Genomic DNA, 18,046 nt, shown 5'->3' with positions numbered 1-18,046 from the left:
TGAAGATTTCAATGCAAGAAATGCGTGGCTGGGCGACTCGATACGCGCCGTGGGTCGGCCTGGTAGGCATCCTTGGCACAGCGCAGCAAGCGCTGGCCGGCGATTACGAAGGCACTGCGCAGGTGGCCGAATTCGTCGGTGAAATGACCCGCGACTACGGTTTCGCCGGTGAGCAGCTGATGGGCGTGTTCCGCGAAGCCGAGCGCAAGCAGTCGATTCTGGACGCGATCTCGAAACCTGCCGAGCGGGTCAAGCAGTGGAATGAGTATCGCCCGATGTTCATCACCGACGCGCGCATTGCCCGCGGTGTGGACTTCTGGCGCCAGCACGAAGCCGTATTGGCGCGTGCCGAACAGGAATACGGGGTGCCGGCCCAGGTGATTGTGTCGATTATCGGCGTTGAGACCTTTTTCGGCCGTAATACCGGTAATTTCCGGGTGATCGACGCCTTGTCCACCCTCGGTTTCGACTATCCTCCCCGTGCCGAATTTTTCCGCAAGGAATTGCGCGAGTTTCTGCTGCTGGCCCGGGAAGAACAGGTCGATCCATTGACCCTCAAGGGTTCATACGCCGGGGCCATGGGCCTGCCGCAGTTCATGCCCAGCAGTTTTCGCGCCTATGCAGTGGATTTCGACGGTGATGGCCACATTAATATCTGGACCAATCCGGACGATGCAATCGGCAGTGTCGCCAGTTATTTCAAGCGTCACGGCTGGGTGGCCGGAGAACCCGTGGTCAGTCGCGCCGATGCGCGTGGCGACCAGGTGGACGAGGGTTTGACCACTGGCATCGAGCCGACTAAAACCGTCGGGGAGTTGCGAGCGTTGGGGTGGTCGAGTCATGATGCGCTGCGCGATGATATGCCGGTCACAGCTTTCCGCCTGGAAGGTGACCAAGGTCCTGAATACTGGATGGGCCTGAAGAATTTTTACGCGATCACGCGTTATAACCGCAGCGTGATGTATGCCATGGCCGTACATCAACTGTCTGAACAGCTGGTCCAAGCACGGGGCGTCAAGTAATGCGGGCATTGCCTATGAATAAACCCCTGAAGCTGATGGCATTCGGTGCCTTGGCGGTGCTGGTCGCCAGTTGTTCGACCAGCCGCTCTCCTACGCAAAAACCTGCGACCACGGCTGTGCGCACCATGCCGGGCCTGGACATCAACCGTGCTCACAAAGACGGCGCGCCGTGGTGGGATGTCGACGTATCGCGCATTCCGGATGCCACGCCAACCCTGCATACCGGTCCTTACAAAGCCAACCCCTACACCGTACTGGGCAAGACCTACTTCCCGATTCAGGAATCGAAGAGCTACGTGGCATCGGGCACGGCGTCCTGGTATGGCACCAAGTTCCATGGTCAGAACACCGCCAACGGCGAAGTCTATGACTTGTATGGCATGAGTGCTGCCCACAAGACCTTGCCACTGCCAAGTTACGTTCGGGTGACCAACCTGGACAACAACAAATCAGTGGTGCTGCGAGTCAACGATCGTGGGCCGTTCTACTCCGACCGGATCATCGACCTGTCCTATGCCGCCGCCAAGAAGCTCGGCTACGCCGAAACCGGGACCGCGCGCGTCAAGGTCGAGGGTATCGACCCGCAACAATGGTGGGCCGCCAAGGGGCGTCCGGCGCCGTTGATGCTCAATGAACCGCAGATCGCCCAGAACAAGGCACCGGTCATCACGGCTTCGGCCGGTACGGTGGAGCAATGGACACCGCCGCCACAGCAGCACGCGGCGGCCGTAGTGCCAGTGCAGATCGATGCAAAAAAAAACGCTTCTGCACCAGCCTCTGGCCAGTATCTGCAGGTGGGCGCGTTCGCCAACCCGGACGCTGCAGAGCTCCTGAGATCGAAGCTGAGCGGAATGGTGAGCGCTCCGGTGTTCATCAGTTCGATAGTGCGCAATCAGCAAACCCTGCACCGGGTGCGCCTGGGGCCAATGGGCTCGCCGGGTGAAATCCAGCAGGTGCAGAACAGCGTGCGACTGGCCAATCTCGGTTCGCCGAGCCTGGTCACCGCCGAGTAATACGTAGTACTTGATTGAAGGCTCACTTGCGATTTGGGGGTGAGCCTGGTTGTTGGCTCGATGAAGAACAAAAGCCCGGCAAGGGTTATGAGTGAACAACTGAACACGCGACAGCTCGTTAGAGTGCTGTCTGATTAGTTTTGCCTTTGGGCAGTTCCCATTAGCGATTTCGAGAGACGGATGAACATCACCACCTTTGCCAAACGCCTTTGCCTGCTAGTCCCGCTGCTCATCTCGCCTGCCGCTTTCGCGGTCGAGATGATGCCGTCGCCACCTCAACTGGCGGCTAAATCCTATGTACTCATGGACGCCAGCAGCGGCAACGTGCTGGTCGAGAACAACGGTGACCAGCGTCTGCCTCCGGCCAGCCTGACCAAGCTGATGACCGCGTACATCGCGACCCTGGAAATTCGTCGTGGCCAGATCGGCGAAAACGATCCGGTGACCGTCAGCGAAAACGCCTGGCGCACCGGTGGTTCGCGGATGTTCATCAAGGTCGGCTCCCAGGTAACGGTCAGTGACCTGCTGCACGGCATCATCATCCAGTCGGGTAACGACGCCAGTGTTGCGCTCTCCGAGCACATCGCCGGCAGCGAAGATGCCTTCGCCGACATGATGAACAAAACCGTGGCCGACCTTGGCATGACCAACAGCCACTTCATGAATCCGACTGGCCTGCCGAACCCGGAGCACTACTCGTCGGCTCACGACATGGCCGTGCTGGCTCGCGCAATCATCCACGAAGACCCTGCCCACTATGCGATCTACTCGCAGAAAGAGTTCTTCTGGAACGGCATCAAGCAACCTAACCGCAACCTGCTGCTGTGGCGCGACAAGACCGTGGACGGCCTGAAAACCGGTCACACCGACGAAGCCGGCTACTGCATGGTGTCTTCGGCTGTACGTGACGGCATGCGCCTGATCGCCGTGGTCTTCGGCACCAACAGCGAAGTGGCTCGCGCCTCTGAGACCCAGAAGCTGCTGACTTACGGTTTCCGCTTCTTCGAAACCCAGACCTTCTATCAGAAAGGCGCCGAGCTGGCCCAGGCTCCAGTCTGGAAAGGCACCACCAACCAAGTCAAGGCCGGCCTGGCTCAAGACCTGACCATGACCCTGCCAAAAGGTCAGCTGAAGAAGCTCGCCGCCAGCATGACCATGAACCCGCAACTGATTGCGCCAATCGCCAAAGGCGACGTGATCGGTAAAGTCGAAGTGAAACTGGACGACAAGGTTGTGCACAGCGCAGACCTGATCGCACTGGACGCGGTCGACGAGGGTGGTATCTTCCGTCGCATGTGGGATAGCATCCGTCTATTCTTCTACGGCTTGTTCAACTGATTTAGTGTGGACCTGCATGGCCCCCTTCCAATCCGGTGCGGGGCCATGTTCGTTACCACGGCTTACGCTCACGAGGCCGTTACGCCATGACCGATACCGAAGTAAAGGCGCCAAAGATCGAATTCCCCTGCGCGGATTATCCTATCAAGGTGATCGGCGATACCGGCGTAGGTTTCAAGGACAGGATCATCGCGATCCTTGAGAAGCACGCCACTGTTGACCTCAAGACGTTCGCCGAACGCCAGAGCACCAACGGCAAGTACACGACCATCCAGCTGCACATCATCGCTACCGGTCAAGAGCAGCTGTACGACATCAACAGCGAATTGCGCGCTACCGGTTTTGTGCACATGGTGCTGTGATGTCTGGCACGCTGGGCTTTCGCGAGCTTGGCCAGATGGCTTACGAGCCGGTCTGGCATGCCATGCAACGCTTTACCAACGAACGTGGCAGCAATGCCGCGGACGAGATCTGGCTGGTCGAGCACCCACCGGTGTTCACCCAGGGCCAGGCCGGCAAGGCTGAACATCTGCTGTTGCCGGGTGATATCCCGGTGGTGCAGGTCGACCGTGGTGGCCAGGTGACTTATCACGGCCCCGGCCAGTTGGTCGCCTACCTGTTGCTCGATGTACGCAAGCTCGGTTTTGGTGTGCGTGACCTGGTCACCCGCATGGAGCATTGCCTGATCGAGCTGCTGGCTAGCTACGGCGTTACCGCTGCCGCCAAGCCGGATGCACCGGGTGTGTATGTAAACGGGGCAAAAATTGCCTCCCTGGGTTTGCGCATTCGCCATGGCTGTTCCTTTCATGGCCTGGCCCTGAACGTGGACATGAACCTGGAACCGTTTCGACGGATTAATCCCTGCGGCTACGCCGGGCTGGCGATGACCCAGCTGAGCGATCACGCAGGATCGATTGAATTTGCCGAGGTAAGTGCCCGGCTGCGCGCGCAGCTCGTCAAACACCTCGACTATGCTGAGCAGACGACCCTAACGGGCGGAATCGACTGATATGACTACTGATGCAGTGCAAACCATGATCCCGACGCTGGATGTTACCGAGCGTCCGGCCCCGCGTGCCAAGGTTGAAGCCGGCGTCAAGCTGCGCGGCGCCGAGAAGGTTGCACGCATCCCGGTAAAGATCATTCCGACCACCGAACTGCCAAAAAAGCCGGACTGGATCCGTGTGCGCATCCCGGTTTCCCCGGAAGTCGACCGCATCAAGGCGCTGCTGCGTAAACACAAGCTGCACAGCGTGTGCGAAGAGGCATCCTGCCCGAACCTGGGCGAGTGCTTCTCCGGCGGCACGGCGACCTTCATGATCATGGGTGACATCTGCACCCGTCGTTGCCCGTTCTGTGACGTGGGCCACGGTCGTCCGAAGCCACTGGACGTCAATGAGCCGCAAAGCCTGGCCATCGCCATCGCTGATCTGAAACTCAAGTACGTGGTGATCACCTCCGTTGACCGCGATGACCTGCGTGACGGCGGTGCCCAGCACTTCGCCGACTGCATCCGCGAAATTCGCAAGCTGTCGCCAAATGTGCAGCTCGAAACCCTGGTCCCGGATTACCGTGGACGCATGGACGTGGCGCTGGAAATCACTGCGGCCGAGCCGCCTGATGTGTTCAACCACAACCTGGAAACCGTGCCACGCCTTTACAAGGCTGCGCGTCCGGGCTCGGACTACCAGTGGTCGCTGACCCTGCTGCAACGCTTCAAGCAGATGATGCCGCACATTCCGACCAAGTCCGGCCTGATGCTGGGGCTGGGTGAAACCGATGAAGAAGTCATCGAAGTGATGAAGCGCATGCGCGAACATGACATCGACATGCTGACCCTGGGCCAGTACCTGCAACCGTCGCGCAGCCACTTGCCAGTCCAGCGCTTCGTGCACCCGGACACCTTCGCCTGGTTCGCCGAGGAAGGTTACAAGATGGGCTTCAAGAACGTCGCATCCGGCCCGCTGGTTCGCTCTTCGTATCACGCTGACGAGCAGGCCAAGCTGGTCAAGGCCGAGCTGATGTCGTCCTGATCAACTGCTGGTAAAACAGCCCGCAAGGCCTGTCCGGCTTGCGGGCTGTTTTTTGCCTGGCCTGAGGCACACCGCAATTTTGTCCTGCAGTTGGAGGGCGCTGTCCCTCTTCTGTTTGTGCCCGTTCCTGACTACTGTGGTGCAAGACGCCTTCACACCGGGAGATTCATGGATGACCGTTAAACCAACCCACGTTCTCAGCCCGCACGTTCCTGTCCCGGCGCTGCCTGCCGAGGGCCTGATCGGCGTCATCGCTCCCGCCGGCCCTGCGCCTCTGGACACCGACAAAGCCACCGCCTGGATGCGTGCTCGCGGGTATGCGCTGCGGATTTTTCCCGGGGTCTACGAGAAGGAGGGTTACCTTGCCGGCAGCGACGAAAGGCGGCTGGCAGATTTACACGCCGCGTTTGCCGATCCGCAAGTCGATGCGATCATTTGCTTGCGTGGCGGTTACGGCACCCCGCGCTTGCTCGATCGCATTGATTTCGACCTGTTGCGCAACAATGCCAAGCCATTCATTGGCTATAGCGACATCACCGCGCTGCATCTGGCGATCAGTCGATATGCGGGGTTTGTGACCTTTCACGGGCCGCTGCTCAATGCCGACCTGCTGGGTGACCGTAAGCGGCCGACCGAGTCCTCGTTTTTCAACATGCTCAGAGGGCAGGTGAAGGCGGGGAGTGTACTGACTCACCCGGTGGCCTACCCCTTGATCACGATCGAGCCAGGTATTGCCCACGGGCGCTTGCTCGGCGGTAACCTGTCGATGATCGCGGCCGTCATGGGCACGCCCTATGCGCTCGATGCCGAGGGCGTCATCCTGTTTATCGAGGACATCAACGAGCCGCTGTACCGTATTGACCGCCTGCTGACCCACCTGCGCCTGGCGGGCACGCTGGGCCAGCTGCGCGGGGTATTGGTAGGCGATGTGGCGGGGGTGGAGACGGCTGCGCTTGAGCGGCTGCTCAAGCAGACTTTCGAGCCTTTACGCATCCCGGTACTGGCCGGTTGGCGCAGCGGGCATTGTGATCCAAACCTGACGCTGCCGATGGGGGCGTTGGTGAAGCTCGATGCGGGGGGCAAGGCGTTGGTGTTGGAGCAGGATGTTGTAATCAAGTCTTAGATCATCACGGACTGATAGTCAGTCATCGCGGGCAAGCCCGCTCCCACAAGTTCCAGGTTGAGTGCGAATGTTGCGTACGCCCTGGATCCTGTGGGAGCGGGCTTGCCCGCGATGCTTTTAGCGGTTACGCAGGCCTTCCAGCAACTTGTGCGTCGGATACCCATCCGCCGGCCAGCCAAACGACTGTTGGGCACTGCGTATCGCCTTGCGCGTGTTGGCGCCTATGATCCCGTCGGCGGTACCGGCGTCGTAGTTCTGTGCGCTCAGCAGGCTTTGCAATTCAATGCGCTCGGTACGACTGAGCGGCATGTCATCTTTGGGCCAGGTACCACTGATCAGGCCGCCACCGCTGAACCGTTCCGACAGCAGGCTGACGGCCAGGGCGTAGGACGACGAGTTGTTGTACTTGAGAATCGCGCGGAAGTTATCCAGCACCAGAAAGGCCGGGCCCCGGTAGCCTGCCGGCAGCAGCAGGGCGGCAGACAACTGCTCTGACCCTGCTGGAACCTGGGCACCACCGGGCAGTGTTACGCCCAGCTGCCGCCATTCGGCGACACTCTTGCGCAGCGTACCGTCTGCCAGGACGTAGTTAAAACCGTTCGGCAGCTGCACTTCAAAGCCCCAGGGCTGGCCTTTCTGCCATCCCGAGCTTTGCAGGTAGTGCGCGGTGGAGGCCAGCGCGTCGGCGGAACTGCCCCAGATGTCACGGCGCCCGTCGCCATCGAAGTCCACGGCGTGGGTGTTGTAGGTCGTCGGGATGAACTGGGTCTGGCCCATGGCCCCGGCCCAGGAACCGAGCATCTTCTCGGGTTCTATATCACCCTGTTGCAGGATTTGCAGCGCGGCGATCAACTGCGCCTGGGCGAAGCCCGGACGGCGGCCTTCGTAGGCCAGGGTTGCCAGGGAGTTGATGACCGATTTACTGCCCTGGAACTGCCCAAAGTTGCTCTCCATGCCCCAGACCGACACCAGTACCTGCCGGTCAACTCCATAGCGCTGCTCGATGCTTTGCAGGATGTCGGCGTACTGGTTGACCAGCGCCTGGCCCTTGCGCACCCGCAGGGGCGAAAGCGCGCCATCAAGGTATTCCCACACCGGGCGGGAAAACTCCGGCTGGCTGCGGTCGGCGCGAATGACGCTGGGGTCCAGGCTGACATTGGCGAATGCGCGATCGAACAGATCGGCACGGATCCCGGCGGCGAGTGCTTCCTTGCGGAAACCTGCCTGCCAGTCGGCAAACGTCTGCGTGGGCTGGAGATCAAGATTTTCACCGGTCGGGACCACCGGCGGTATGACCGCAGGGGCTGTTGCGACAGGGAGGGTCTGGAGCGGTTGAGCGTCGGCGGCGGTGGGTTTTTCCGCGCAAGCGACAAGCATAACGAGGCTGGAGGCAGCTAGCAGTTGGCGCAGGGGCCAACGACGGGAAAGACTAAGGGGCATGCACAGGTCCAGGGAAAAACGAGTCAGGTGCAGACCTTAACATGTTGAGCGGTTGGTTGCCTTTCAGGGCGCCAGAAAGTAAGCAGCCACTATAGGCGCTGCCGAAGGCTGCGACCTGTTGATCTTATTCAGCCGGCAACATCAATCGCTGGCCAGCCATTAACAACGACAGGCGGCTCAGGCTCATCCATGGCGAACCCGCTGCCTGACCTTTGATCTGCGCATCAATACGCTGCGCTTCCAGCAACAACTGCGCCCAGCGTTGCGCCGAGTAGCGTTGCAGGGCCTTGCTCATCAGCGGTTTGCGCTTGTCCCAGACCGGTGGTCGGGCCGAGCTGAATGCCTTGTCCAGTGGTACGCCCTGGCTGTATTGCAGCGACAGGTTGGCCAGCAAACGCAGCTCCCGCGCCAGAGCCCAGAGAATGACCGGTGGCTCGACGCCTTCACCGCGCAGGCCTTCAAGCATTCGCAGTGCGTGGGCCGCTTCGCCGTTGAGAATCGCATCGGTCAGGCCAAAAACGTCGAAACGCGCGCTGTCGGCCACCGCCGCTTGCACGGTTTCCACCGTGATCTGCCCACCTTCAGCCATCAGCTTGAGCTTTTCGATTTCCTGGGCGGCAGCCAGCAGGTTGCCTTCGACCCGTGCGGCAATCAGTTCGACCGCGTCCTGGCTGGCGGAGAGCCCGGCCTGCGACAGACGCTGGCGGATCCAGCTGGGCAGCTGGTTGGCATCCACCGGCCAGATCTGCACGAACTGGGTGTGCTGGCCTTCGACCAACGCCTTGCCCCACTTGGTTTTCTGCGCGCTGCCGTCCAGCTTGGGCAGGCTGATCAGCAATACCGTGTCTTCGGCAGGTCGCGAGCAATATTCGATGAAAGCGGCAGCACCCTTGTCGCCGGGTTTGCCCGACGGCAGGCGCAGTTCCAGCAAGCGTTTTTCAGCGAATAACGACATGCTGGCACCCGCTTGCAGCAAGGTGCCCCAGTCGAAACTGGCGTCGGCGGCGAATACCTGGCGCTCGTCAAACCCTTGTTGGCGAGCCGCAGCGCGGATGGCGTCGGCGGCTTCCTGGCACAGCAGCGGGTCGTCGCCGCTGATGATGTAGACCGGCGCGAGGTTGCCTTGCAGGTGTTTGGCGAGTTGGGCGGGGGCGAGTTTCATGGCAAAGGGCGAGCGGGGCGCCTGGGCGCCCCGCAGGTCTTACTGCTGCGGCAGTTCAACGGGCGACTGACGTGGCGTCTCCGCCTCGGCTTTCTGCGCCGCTTCCATGGCGGCGGCCTCAGCCTGGGCCTTGGCGTCAGCAGTCTGCTGCATCTGATCCAGCTGTGCCGGGGTGAGTTGTTGCAGGCGCAACATCATGCGCTGGACCAGGTCGCGACGGATTTCCTTGCGTGCATCATCGGCTTCCAGTTCGGAGCCCACCAGGTTGTTGCCGTCGTGGATGAACACCTTCTGCACTTCGATTTTGTCGCTCAGCAGCTCGCGATCACGCTGGCCACGGATATCGTACTCAAGCACGGTCGTCAGCTGGTACTCGCCAGTACGGCCGGCACCTGCATAGCTGAGAATGCGCTGGCTCTCCTGCTCGTTGGTCAGGATCAGCTTGTACGGCGCGCCGGCGATAACCTTGACGCCGCTGCTTTCGAGCACCTGGCGCATCTGGGTCACGGTAGGGCCGTAGGCATTACGTGCGCTCAAGTCGAGTTCCTTGATCGCCAGCTCGGTCGTACCAGTACCACGCAGCTGGAAACCGCAGGCGCTCAACAGGACCGCAAGGCCCATCACCAGCAAATTGCGTTTGATCATCTTGATGTTCCCCTTGAAACCAGGTGGGCCGACTGTGCGGCCCGAAAGGTTTTACTCGGCGCCAGGCTCACCTGGCGCCTGGTCCAATTAGCTGGCGACGATATTGACCAGTTTCCCGGGCACTACGATCACTTTACGAATAGTCAGGCCGTCAACGAAGCGCAGCACGTTCTCGTTGGTGCGGGCAGCGGCTTCGACTTCTTCGCGAGTCGCGCTGGCCGGCATTTCGATCTGCCCACGCAATTTGCCGTTGACCTGGATAACCAGCGTCAGGCTGTCCTGCACCAGCGCGGTTTCGTCCAGCACCGGCCAGCCGGCGTCGATCACCGCATCCGGGTGGCCGAGCTGATTCCACAGCTCGTGGCAGATGTGCGGAGTGATCGGAGCCAGCAGCAGGGTCACGGCCTCCAGGCCTTCCTGCACCAGCGCGCGATCCTGTTCGGTCACTTGCGGTGCTTTTTCCAACACGTTCATCAGCGTCATCACCTGGGCGATGGCGGTGTTGAATTTGTGGTTCTGGCCGACGTCGTGGCTGGCCTGCTTGATAGCCAGGTGGATCGAGCGGCGAATGGCCTTCTGCTCGTCGTTCAGGCCGGCGACGTCCAGTTTCCCCGGCAAGCCTTGAATGACATGGCCTTGAGCCAGGCGCCAGACGCGCTTGAGGAAGCGATGCGAGCCTTCCACGCCAGAGTCGGACCATTCCGCGCTCATGTCGGGTGGCGAAGCGAACATCATGAACAGACGGCAGGTGTCTGCGCCGAACTGGTCGATCATCGACTGTGGGTCGACGCCGTTGTTCTTCGACTTGGCCATCTTCTCGGTGCCACCGATTTCCACCGGCAGGCCATCGGCGATCAGCTTGGCGCTGACCACCTTGGCCTTGCTGTCGCGCTCGAGTTCGACGTCCGCCGGGTTGAACCAGGTGTAGGCACCATTGGCTTCGCGACGATAGTAAGTCTCGGCGATCACCATGCCCTGGGTCAGCAGGTTCTTGAACGGTTCGTTGGAGCTCACCAGGCCTTCATCACGCATCAACTTGTGGAAGAAGCGCGCGTACAGCAGGTGAAGGATGGCGTGCTCGATGCCGCCGATGTACTGATCCACCGGCAACCAGTGGTCAGCGGCGGATTTCTCCACCAGGCCGCCTTCATAGTGCGGTGAGGCGTAACGGGCGTAGTACCACGAGGACTCGACGAAGGTGTCCATGGTGTCGGTTTCACGCTTGGCCGGCTGGCCGCATTTCGGGCAGTTGCACTCGTAGAACTCGGGCATGCGCGCCAGAGGTGAACCTGCACCATCCGGGACCACGTCTTCGGGCAATACGACAGGCAGTTGATCTTCCGGAACCGGCACGTCACCACAAGACTGGCAGTGGATGATCGGGATCGGGCAGCCCCAGTAGCGCTGACGGCTGATGCCCCAGTCGCGCAGGCGGAACTGGGTGCGCGAGGCGCCAAGGTTTTTCTTGATCAGCGCGACTTCGATGGCGTCAAACGCGCCCGGGAAGTCCAGGCCGTCGAACTCGCCGGAGTTGATCAGCGTGCCGTGCTCGCCGTAGGCGTCCTGCCATGGCGCCGTGTTGGTGTCGCCGGAACTGGTGCGCACCACGGACTTGATAGGCAGGTTGTACTTGGTTGCGAACTCGAAATCACGTTCGTCGTGGGCCGGAACAGCCATGACCGCACCGTCGCCGTAGTGCATCAGCACGTAGTTGGCGACCCATACCGGGAGTTTCTCACCGGTCAGCGGGTGCTCGACGAACAACGAGGTCGGCAGGCCTTTTTTCTCCTGGGTGGCGACGTCGGCTTCAGCCACGCTGCCGCCTTTGCATTCGGCGATGAACGCCTGCAGCTCAGGGTTGTTCTGTGCCGCCAGGGTCGCCAACGGGTGTTCGGCGGCCACGGCCACGTAGGTGGCGCCCATCAGGGTGTCCGGACGGGTGGTGAAGACTTTCAACGCGCCGGTTTCGCCGATGGAGTCGACGTTGTAGGGGAACTGCACTTCCATGCCGCGGGATTTGCCGATCCAGTTGCGCTGCATGGTCTTGACCTGTTCAGGCCAGCCAGTCAGCTCGTCGAGGCTCTCGAGCAGTTCATCCGCGTAGGCGGTGATCTTGAAGTAATACATCGGAATTTCGCGCTTTTCGATCAGCGCGCCGGAACGCCAGCCGCGACCGTCGATCACCTGTTCGTTGGCCAGGACGGTCTGGTCGACCGGGTCCCAGTTCACGGTGCCGCTTTTCTTGTAGATCACGCCTTTTTCGAACAGGCGGGTGAACAGCCATTGTTCCCAGCGGTAGTAATCGGGCTTGCAGGTGGTCACTTCACGCGACCAGTCCACCGCCAGGCCGAGGCTGCGCAGCTGGTTCTTCATGTAGGCGATGTTTTCGTAGGTCCACTTGGCGGGAGCCACGTTGTTCTTCATCGCGGCGTTTTCCGCCGGCATGCCGAAGGCGTCCCATCCCATGGGTTGCAGGACGTTCTTGCCTTGCATGCGCTGGTAGCGGGAGATCACGTCGCCGATGGTGTAGTTGCGCACGTGCCCCATGTGTAGCTTGCCGCTAGGGTAAGGGAACATCGACAGGCAGTAGAAAGTCTCCTTGCCTGGCTGTTCACTGACTTCAAAGGACTTTTGCTCGTCCCAGAATGACTGGGCGGCGGCTTCAATTTCACGGGGCTGATATTGTTCGTGCATGGCTACTTTTGAACTGAATAGGGGTGGCCTAATCCTCTTCGTTGCAATGCTGGACGGTGAACGCGCCAATTCGACGTTTCGCTGTCCAGGCGAGCTGGAAGTGGAGTTACAGGAAGCGCCGTAGCATACATGACCGCGCTCTGCCGAGGGAAACCCTGATTGCACGCAGGCGCCGCCCGATTTGCCCGGCGAGGGCCGTTGGTCGCGGCGCTGAGCCGGTTTGGTGATGGAAGCTAAGCTCTAAATGGGGAGCAAGACTTATCTTCAATGAGGTGAGGGATGGTTGAGTCACAGCAAAAAGTCACGAAACCGCAGCTTTATGAACGACTGATCGATCGTCTGGGGATCGCCCTGGACGCTGCTAAAACCGCTGACCGGCTGCGCGATGAGCGCCCCCTCGAGTTGGAACTGCGTGGCCTGAGCCCCGCAGAATTTGCCTTGGTAAAAGCGTATCTGGACCGCAGTGAACGTGAAACACACGGATGCCTGTCAGAAGCAGTGAAGCAGCTTGACGCACCGCGCTCGGCCAAAATCATCTGGCTCAAGGACAAGGTACCTGGCAGGGACGCGGTAAAGGTCCGGTCGCTGCAATTCAAATAAATAAGGCTCCGGCCGCATTTCAGGCAATGAAACAGTTTAGTCCTTTCGATTTAGTTGTCGCATTGCATCAACCCTCTTAGGCTTCGGGCATCTCTGGAGATGCTCGATGCCTTTTCGTTATTTCGTGAAACAACTTCTCTTGCCGCCCGGCATCCTGTTGCTTTTGCTGGCCCTTGGCTGGTGGCTGCGCCGCACCCGGCCACGACTGGCCGGCCTGTGCTTTGCGTTGGGCCTGGGGGGCTTCTGGCTGATGAGCCTGCCGATTGTCGTGCAATGGAGTGCCAATGCCCTGGAGCGCGTGCCGCCGTTGACACGTGAAGAGTGGGCGACACTCGGCCAGCGTGCCGATGCCATCGTGGTGCTGGGTTCAGGGCGCGAACGTGGTGACCCGGCATGGGGCGCCGATCAGCCGACAGGTATCGGGCTGGAGCGGCAACGTTATGCCGCGCGCCTGGCCAAGGCGTCGGGGTTGCCGGTGCTCACCAGTGGCGGCTTGCATTACGGCACGCCACCTTCCGAAGCCAGGTTGATGGCGGATTCGATGCTGGACGATTTCGGGGTGACCGTACGCTGGCAGGAAGGACTCAGCCGCACGACCTGGGAGAACGCGCAGATGAGCGCCAGCATGTTGCTGCCCCAGGGGATCAAGCGCGTGGTAGTGGTAACCCAGGCGGCCCACATGCCGCGGGCTGTCTGGAGTTTCCAGAAAGCCGGATTCGAGGTGGTGCCTGCGCCGGTGGGGTTTCTCGGTGGGGATAACGCGCGACCGCTGGGTGGCTGGATGCCCGAGTTCAAGTCGATCTGGCAGAGCGGGCAGTTGATGAACGAGGCGGTAGGACAGGTGGGGTATTCGTTGTTTTACCGATAAACCATGCTTACGCATTCCGCACTCTGTGTAGGAGCGAGCTTGCTCGCGAAAAACTTAACGACACCGCGTTCATTCAGAATGCCCGCGTTATCGCTAGCGTCCATCGCGAGCGAGCTCGCTCCTACAGACAATCAGACGGTCTTGGCCATCCTGTTCGCCACCAGCGCCCAGCCAAACAACAACACACACACCACGATCAACGGCCACGAACGCCATTGCAGGTAGGGCGTCAGGTTATGCATCGGCACCACTTCCCCATACAAAATGCCGCGCTCGAACTGCGGAATCTGTGCGGTGATCTGGCCGAACGGGTTAATCAGCCCGGTGACGCCATTGTTGGTCGCGCGAATCATCCAGCGACCGGCCTCCAGTGCGCGCATCTGCGCCATCTGCAAGTGTTGCAACGGGCCGATGGACGTACCAAACCAGGTGTCGTTGCTGATCGTCAGCAACAGGTCGCTGCGCGCCGACAGGTCGGCGGCGAAGTCTGGATACACCACTTCGTAGCAAATGAATGGCGCAATCTGATAACCCTTGGCTTGCAGCAGTGGCTGATCGGCCGGGCCGCGGGCGAAGTCGGACATCGGCAGGTCGAAGAACGCGATCAACCCGCGCAGGATGTCCTGCAGCGGCACGTACTCGCCGAACGGGACGAGTTTCTGCTTGAGGTAGGTCCCGTCGCCTTCACCGACCACGGTAATGCCGTTGTAAAAGCGTTTCTGGTGGTGAACTTCCTGACGGATCGGCACGCCGGTGATCAGCGCAGAATCACGCTCGGCCGCGAACTTGCCCATCATATTCAGGTAGCCTTCGGCGGATTCCTTGAGCACCGGTACTGCGGTTTCCGGCCAGATCAGCAGGTCGACCCGTTTGGAACTGAGGCTCATGTCGCGATACAGGGCAAGCTGAGCGTTCAACTGCGCCGGGTCCCACTTCATGCTCTGTTCGACGTTGCCCTGGATCGCGGCAACACTCAGTGGCGCGCCTGAGGGGCTGGTCCAGGCGTGTTCCTTCAGTGCAATGCCCGCCACCCAAGGGCCGGCCAGCAGCAATGCGCCCGCAGCGATGAAACCTTTGCGTCCAGTGCGCACCAGGCGCAGGCCGTTACAGATAAGCGCCGCCGTGAGGGCGAGGGCAAAGGAGATCAGCCACATCCCGCCCACAGGCGCGAGCCCGGCCAGAGGCCCGTCGAGCTGGCTGTAACCGGAGTAGAGCCATGGGAAGCCGGTGAGGAACCAGCCCCGGAAGGCTTCCTGGGCAACCCACAAAGCAGCGAATGCCAAGGCGTCGGCCAATGGCGCTTCATTACGGCGCAGCCAGCGCGCCCAGATCCAGGCGGGCAGGGCGAAGAACCAGGCAATCGCCGCCGTGAAGATCAGCATGAGGAAACCGGCGAGCAGCACCGAGGCGCCACCGAAGTGGTGGATGCTGTAATAGATCCAGCTGGTACCGGCACCAAACAGGCCGAAACCGAAACACCAGCCACGGCCCAAGGCCTGGCGTGGAGTCAGTTGGCGTAAGCCGGCGTAGAAAAAACCGACCGCCAGCAATGCCAGCGGCCAGATATCGAACGGCGCCAGGGCCAGGGTGGTGAGTGCACCGGCCGCCACGGCCAGCAGGTTACCGGGCCAGCCGGGGGCGGTCAGACGGCGCATTTCAATCCTTAGCGAGCAATGGGTGTCAGGCGCAGCAAGTGAATTCGACGGCTGTCGGCGTTCAGGATGCGGAAGCGGTAAGGGCCGATTTCAGTGATTTCGTTGCGTTTTGGCAAGTGCCCGAACGCGCTCATCACCAGGCCGCCGACGGTGTCGAACTCGTCATCGGAGAACTCGCTGTCGAAGAACTCGTTGAAGTTCTCGATCGGCGTCAGGGCCTTGATCAGGAAGTCACCGCTGGGCAGTGGCTTGATGTAGCTGTCTTCTTCGACGTCGTGCTCGTCTTCGATGTCGCCAACGATCTGTTCCAGCACGTCTTCGATGGTCACCAGGCCAGCGACACCGCCGTATTCGTCGATCACGATGGCCATGTGATTGTGGTTGGCGCGGAATTCGCGCAGCAGCACATTAAGGCGCTTGGACTCCGGTACGAAAGTGGCCGGGCGCAGCAGATCCTTGATGTTGAAGCTGTCGCCGTTCTCCTTGAGGATCAACGGCAGCAGGTCCTTGGCCAGCAACACGCCCATCACGTCATCGTGGCTTTCGCCGATCACCGGGTAGCGGGAGTGGGCCGAGTCGACCACGGCAGGCAGGAACTCGCGAGGTGTCTGGGTCGCCTTGATGCTGATCATCTGCGAGCGCGGGACCATGATGTCCCGTACCTGCAGGTCAGCGACCTGGATGGCGCCTTCGACAATGGCCAGCGCTTCGCTGTCCAGCAACTTGTTCTGATGGGCATCACGCAGCAGCTCCAGGAGCTCCTGGCGGTTTTTCGGCTCGTGGGCAAAAGCCTGGGTGAGCTTACCCAGCCATGACTTCTGCCCGTTGCTCGATCGATCTTCGCTCATAGCGATTACTCTGAATCCTTTGTTGTAACGATAGGGGATGTTTGTGTGTCGTCGTCCGCGTACGGGTCCGGATGACCCAACTCGGCAAGCAACGTTCGTTCCAGCGCTTCCATTTCTTCGGCTTCGTCGTCATCTATGTGGTCGTAACCCAACAGATGCAAGCAGCCATGAATCACCAGATGCGCCCAGTGGGCCTTTAGTTCCTTGCCTTGTTCAGCGGCCTCGCGCTCGACCACCGCCACGCAGATCACCAGATCGCCCAGCAGCGGTATATCGAGGAACTCGTCAGGCACGTCAGCCGGAAACGACAGCACGTTGGTGGCATAGTCTTTCTGCCGCCAGGTGTGGTTCAGCTCGCGCGCCTCATCCTGGTCAACCAGGCGAATGGTCATTTCGGAATCGGCGGTGCGTTGGCGCAGGGCTAGCTCGCACCATTGGCGGAACTCGGCTTCGCTGGGAACAGGCGCCTGGGTAGCCAGTTGCAGATCAAGCTCAAGCATCGCGGCGGCTGTCCTTCGGTGCTTCGTCGGCCACACGGTTTTCAAAGCGCTCGTAGGCTTCGACGATGCGTTGCACCAGCGGATGGCGCACGACGTCCTTGGGCATGAAATGGGTAAAACTGATGCCTGGCACGTCCTTGAGCACCTCGATCACGTGGTGCAGCCCGGACTTGGTGCCCTTTGGCAGGTCGACCTGGGTGATGTCACCGGTGATGACTGCCGTGGAGCCAAAGCCGATCCGGGTCAGGAACATCTTCATCTGCTCGACGGTGGTGTTCTGGCTTTCGTCGAGGATGATGAAGCTGTTATTGAGCGTGCGGCCACGCATGTAGGCCAGCGGTGCGACTTCGATTACCTGGCGTTCGATCAGCTTGGCCACGTATTCGAAGCCGAGCATTTCGTACAGCGCGTCGTACAGCGGGCGCAGGTAGGGGTCGATCTTCTGCGACAGGTCGCCGGGCAGGAAGCCGAGCTTTTCGCCCGCTTCAACCGCCGGACGAACCAGCAGGATGCGGCGGATCTGCTCCCGTTCCAGCGCATCTACTGCGCAGGCGACGGCCAGATAGGTCTTGCCGGTACCGGCGGGGCCGATGCCGAAGTTGATGTCGTTGCCGAGGATTTCCTTCACGTAGCGCAATTGATTCAAGCCGCGAGGGCGAATCATGCCTTTCTTGGTGCGCAGGGCGACGGACGGTTCGGACGGGGACACGTTGTCCAGCTCTGCGACGGCCGATTCCTGCAGGAACAGGTGGACCATGTCCGGCGACAGCTCGGTACCCTTGGTTTCCCGGTACAGGCGGCGCAGCAGGTTTTCCGCTGAGCTGGTGTGTTTAGGGTCGCCGATCAGCTCGAACTGGTTCCCGCGGTTGCGGATCTCGATTGTCAGGCGCTGTTCGATCAAGCGCAGGTGCTCGTCGAATTGCCCGCACAGATTGGCGAAGCGGCGAGCCTCAAAGGGCTCGAGGATAAAGCGATGTGGTTCGATGGGTGCGTTCAAGGTCGTATTTAGCCGCCCTGGGGCAATTAGGATGAAATCAAGGATAACGCCAGTGGGCTGGGTGCGAAAGCTCTTAAATGGATGAGCTCATTCTTATGATCAACTCGG

At 60.7% G+C, this 18,046-nt stretch carries 17 protein-coding genes; 9 read left to right on the top strand and 8 right to left on the bottom strand.

Annotated elements, in window-relative coordinates:
• The first annotated feature begins 11 nt into the window (after positions 1 to 11).
• The 7 genes from mltB to HYI44_RS13910 all read left to right on the top strand — a co-directional run bounded on the left by mltB (position 12) and on the right by HYI44_RS13910 (position 6,529).
• Positions 12 to 1,022 (top strand): lytic murein transglycosylase B, encoded by a 1,011-nt coding sequence (mltB, locus tag HYI44_RS13940; RefSeq protein ID WP_122838931.1) that lies wholly within the window; start codon positions 12 to 14, stop codon positions 1,020 to 1,022.
• On the top strand, positions 1,022 to 2,035 hold the full coding sequence (locus tag HYI44_RS13935) for a septal ring lytic transglycosylase RlpA family protein (protein ID WP_045062092.1): 1,014 nt from the start codon (positions 1,022 to 1,024) through the stop codon (positions 2,033 to 2,035). The genes mltB and HYI44_RS13935 overlap by 1 nt, the downstream gene beginning before the upstream one ends.
• 180 nt (positions 2,036 to 2,215) lie before the next feature.
• A complete protein-coding gene (locus HYI44_RS13930) occupies positions 2,216 to 3,373 on the top strand; it encodes a D-alanyl-D-alanine carboxypeptidase family protein (protein WP_045062091.1) in 1,158 nt (385 codons plus the stop codon).
• Between the two features lie 86 nt (positions 3,374 to 3,459).
• Complete coding sequence (locus HYI44_RS13925; protein WP_045062090.1) at positions 3,460 to 3,735, top strand: DUF493 domain-containing protein; 276 nt, start codon at positions 3,460 to 3,462, stop codon at positions 3,733 to 3,735.
• Positions 3,735 to 4,382 (top strand): lipoyl(octanoyl) transferase LipB, encoded by a 648-nt coding sequence (gene lipB, locus HYI44_RS13920; RefSeq protein WP_010467370.1) that lies wholly within the window; start codon positions 3,735 to 3,737, stop codon positions 4,380 to 4,382. The genes HYI44_RS13925 and lipB overlap by 1 nt, the downstream gene beginning before the upstream one ends.
• Position 4,383: 1 nt before the next feature.
• A complete protein-coding gene (lipA, locus tag HYI44_RS13915; RefSeq protein ID WP_007894397.1) occupies positions 4,384 to 5,406 on the top strand; it encodes a lipoyl synthase in 1,023 nt (340 codons plus the stop codon).
• Positions 5,407 to 5,578: 172 nt separating this feature from the next.
• A complete protein-coding gene (locus tag HYI44_RS13910; RefSeq protein ID WP_225569637.1) occupies positions 5,579 to 6,529 on the top strand; it encodes a S66 peptidase family protein in 951 nt (316 codons plus the stop codon).
• A gap of 117 nt (positions 6,530 to 6,646) precedes the next feature.
• Here the strand turns inward: HYI44_RS13910 and HYI44_RS13905 are convergent, their stop codons facing one another.
• The 4 genes from HYI44_RS13905 to leuS form a co-directional block, all read right to left on the bottom strand.
• Positions 6,647 to 7,969 (bottom strand): lytic murein transglycosylase, encoded by a 1,323-nt coding sequence (locus HYI44_RS13905; protein WP_122838933.1) that lies wholly within the window; start codon positions 7,967 to 7,969, stop codon positions 6,647 to 6,649.
• Between the two features lie 124 nt (positions 7,970 to 8,093).
• A complete protein-coding gene (holA, locus tag HYI44_RS13900; RefSeq protein WP_122838934.1) occupies positions 8,094 to 9,131 on the bottom strand; it encodes a DNA polymerase III subunit delta in 1,038 nt (345 codons plus the stop codon).
• Between the two features lie 39 nt (positions 9,132 to 9,170).
• A complete protein-coding gene (lptE, locus tag HYI44_RS13895) occupies positions 9,171 to 9,776 on the bottom strand; it encodes an LPS assembly lipoprotein LptE (RefSeq protein ID WP_122838935.1) in 606 nt (201 codons plus the stop codon).
• A gap of 87 nt (positions 9,777 to 9,863) precedes the next feature.
• Complete coding sequence (leuS, locus tag HYI44_RS13890) at positions 9,864 to 12,470, bottom strand: leucine--tRNA ligase (RefSeq protein WP_225569636.1); 2,607 nt, start codon at positions 12,468 to 12,470, stop codon at positions 9,864 to 9,866.
• A 279-nt stretch (positions 12,471 to 12,749) separates the two neighbouring features.
• Between leuS and HYI44_RS13885 the strand changes: the two genes are divergently transcribed.
• Positions 12,750 to 13,070, top strand: coding sequence for a hypothetical protein (locus HYI44_RS13885; protein WP_045062082.1), 321 nt, complete (start codon positions 12,750 to 12,752; stop codon positions 13,068 to 13,070).
• A gap of 106 nt (positions 13,071 to 13,176) precedes the next feature.
• Positions 13,177 to 13,938 (top strand): YdcF family protein, encoded by a 762-nt coding sequence (locus tag HYI44_RS13880; protein ID WP_122838937.1) that lies wholly within the window; start codon positions 13,177 to 13,179, stop codon positions 13,936 to 13,938.
• 131 nt (positions 13,939 to 14,069) lie between these two features.
• Here the strand turns inward: HYI44_RS13880 and lnt are convergent, their stop codons facing one another.
• Genes lnt through HYI44_RS13860 form a run of 4 tightly spaced genes read right to left on the bottom strand, consistent with a single transcriptional unit; the run spans position 14,070 to position 17,938 of the window.
• On the bottom strand, positions 14,070 to 15,593 hold the full coding sequence (gene lnt, locus HYI44_RS13875; protein WP_225569635.1) for an apolipoprotein N-acyltransferase: 1,524 nt from the start codon (positions 15,591 to 15,593) through the stop codon (positions 14,070 to 14,072).
• An 8-nt stretch (positions 15,594 to 15,601) separates the two neighbouring features.
• Complete coding sequence (locus tag HYI44_RS13870; RefSeq protein WP_045062079.1) at positions 15,602 to 16,441, bottom strand: HlyC/CorC family transporter; 840 nt, start codon at positions 16,439 to 16,441, stop codon at positions 15,602 to 15,604.
• Positions 16,442 to 16,446: 5 nt separating this feature from the next.
• The gene (ybeY, locus tag HYI44_RS13865; protein ID WP_225569634.1) at positions 16,447 to 16,941 is read right to left on the bottom strand and encodes an rRNA maturation RNase YbeY; all 495 of its coding nucleotides are present in this window, start codon (positions 16,939 to 16,941) and stop codon (positions 16,447 to 16,449) included.
• Positions 16,934 to 17,938 carry a PhoH family protein gene (locus tag HYI44_RS13860; RefSeq protein ID WP_122838940.1) on the bottom strand — a complete coding sequence of 335 codons (1,005 nt, stop codon included), beginning with the start codon at positions 17,936 to 17,938 and terminating at the stop codon, positions 16,934 to 16,936. Before HYI44_RS13860 ends, ybeY begins: the two co-directional genes overlap by 8 nt.
• Positions 17,939 to 18,046 lie beyond the last annotated feature (108 nt).

It is taken from the genome of Pseudomonas sp. Y24-6, assembly GCF_020295325.1.
Classification (GTDB): domain Bacteria; phylum Pseudomonadota; class Gammaproteobacteria; order Pseudomonadales; family Pseudomonadaceae; genus Aquipseudomonas; species Aquipseudomonas gregormendelii.
Note: the sequence above shows the minus strand (reverse complement) of the source record. Positions and strands in the feature narration are given on the sequence as shown.

Excerpts from the sequence above, each read along its gene's own strand:
- HYI44_RS13925 (WP_045062090.1), top strand. The coding sequence starts at position 3,460 with ATGACCGATACCGAAGTAAAGGCGCCAAAGATCGAATTCCCCTGCGCG.
- HYI44_RS13930 (WP_045062091.1), top strand. The coding sequence starts at position 2,216 with ATGAACATCACCACCTTTGCCAAACGCCTTTGCCTGCTAGTCCCGCTG.
- HYI44_RS13905 (WP_122838933.1), bottom strand. The coding sequence starts at position 7,969 with ATGCCCCTTAGTCTTTCCCGTCGTTGGCCCCTGCGCCAACTGCTAGCT.
- HYI44_RS13885 (WP_045062082.1), top strand. The coding sequence starts at position 12,750 with ATGGTTGAGTCACAGCAAAAAGTCACGAAACCGCAGCTTTATGAACGA.
- HYI44_RS13870 (WP_045062079.1), bottom strand. The coding sequence starts at position 16,441 with ATGAGCGAAGATCGATCGAGCAACGGGCAGAAGTCATGGCTGGGTAAG.
- HYI44_RS13910 (WP_225569637.1), top strand. The coding sequence starts at position 5,579 with ATGACCGTTAAACCAACCCACGTTCTCAGCCCGCACGTTCCTGTCCCG.
- lptE (WP_122838935.1), bottom strand. The coding sequence starts at position 9,776 with ATGATCAAACGCAATTTGCTGGTGATGGGCCTTGCGGTCCTGTTGAGC.
- HYI44_RS13880 (WP_122838937.1), top strand. The coding sequence starts at position 13,177 with ATGCCTTTTCGTTATTTCGTGAAACAACTTCTCTTGCCGCCCGGCATC.
- holA (WP_122838934.1), bottom strand. The coding sequence starts at position 9,131 with ATGAAACTCGCCCCCGCCCAACTCGCCAAACACCTGCAAGGCAACCTC.
- leuS (WP_225569636.1), bottom strand. The coding sequence starts at position 12,470 with ATGCACGAACAATATCAGCCCCGTGAAATTGAAGCCGCCGCCCAGTCA.
- ybeY (WP_225569634.1), bottom strand. The coding sequence starts at position 16,941 with ATGCTTGAGCTTGATCTGCAACTGGCTACCCAGGCGCCTGTTCCCAGC.
- lipA (WP_007894397.1), top strand. The coding sequence starts at position 4,384 with ATGACTACTGATGCAGTGCAAACCATGATCCCGACGCTGGATGTTACC.
- lipB (WP_010467370.1), top strand. The coding sequence starts at position 3,735 with ATGTCTGGCACGCTGGGCTTTCGCGAGCTTGGCCAGATGGCTTACGAG.
- mltB (WP_122838931.1), top strand. The coding sequence starts at position 12 with ATGCAAGAAATGCGTGGCTGGGCGACTCGATACGCGCCGTGGGTCGGC.
- HYI44_RS13935 (WP_045062092.1), top strand. The coding sequence starts at position 1,022 with ATGCGGGCATTGCCTATGAATAAACCCCTGAAGCTGATGGCATTCGGT.
- lnt (WP_225569635.1), bottom strand. The coding sequence starts at position 15,593 with ATGCGCCGTCTGACCGCCCCCGGCTGGCCCGGTAACCTGCTGGCCGTG.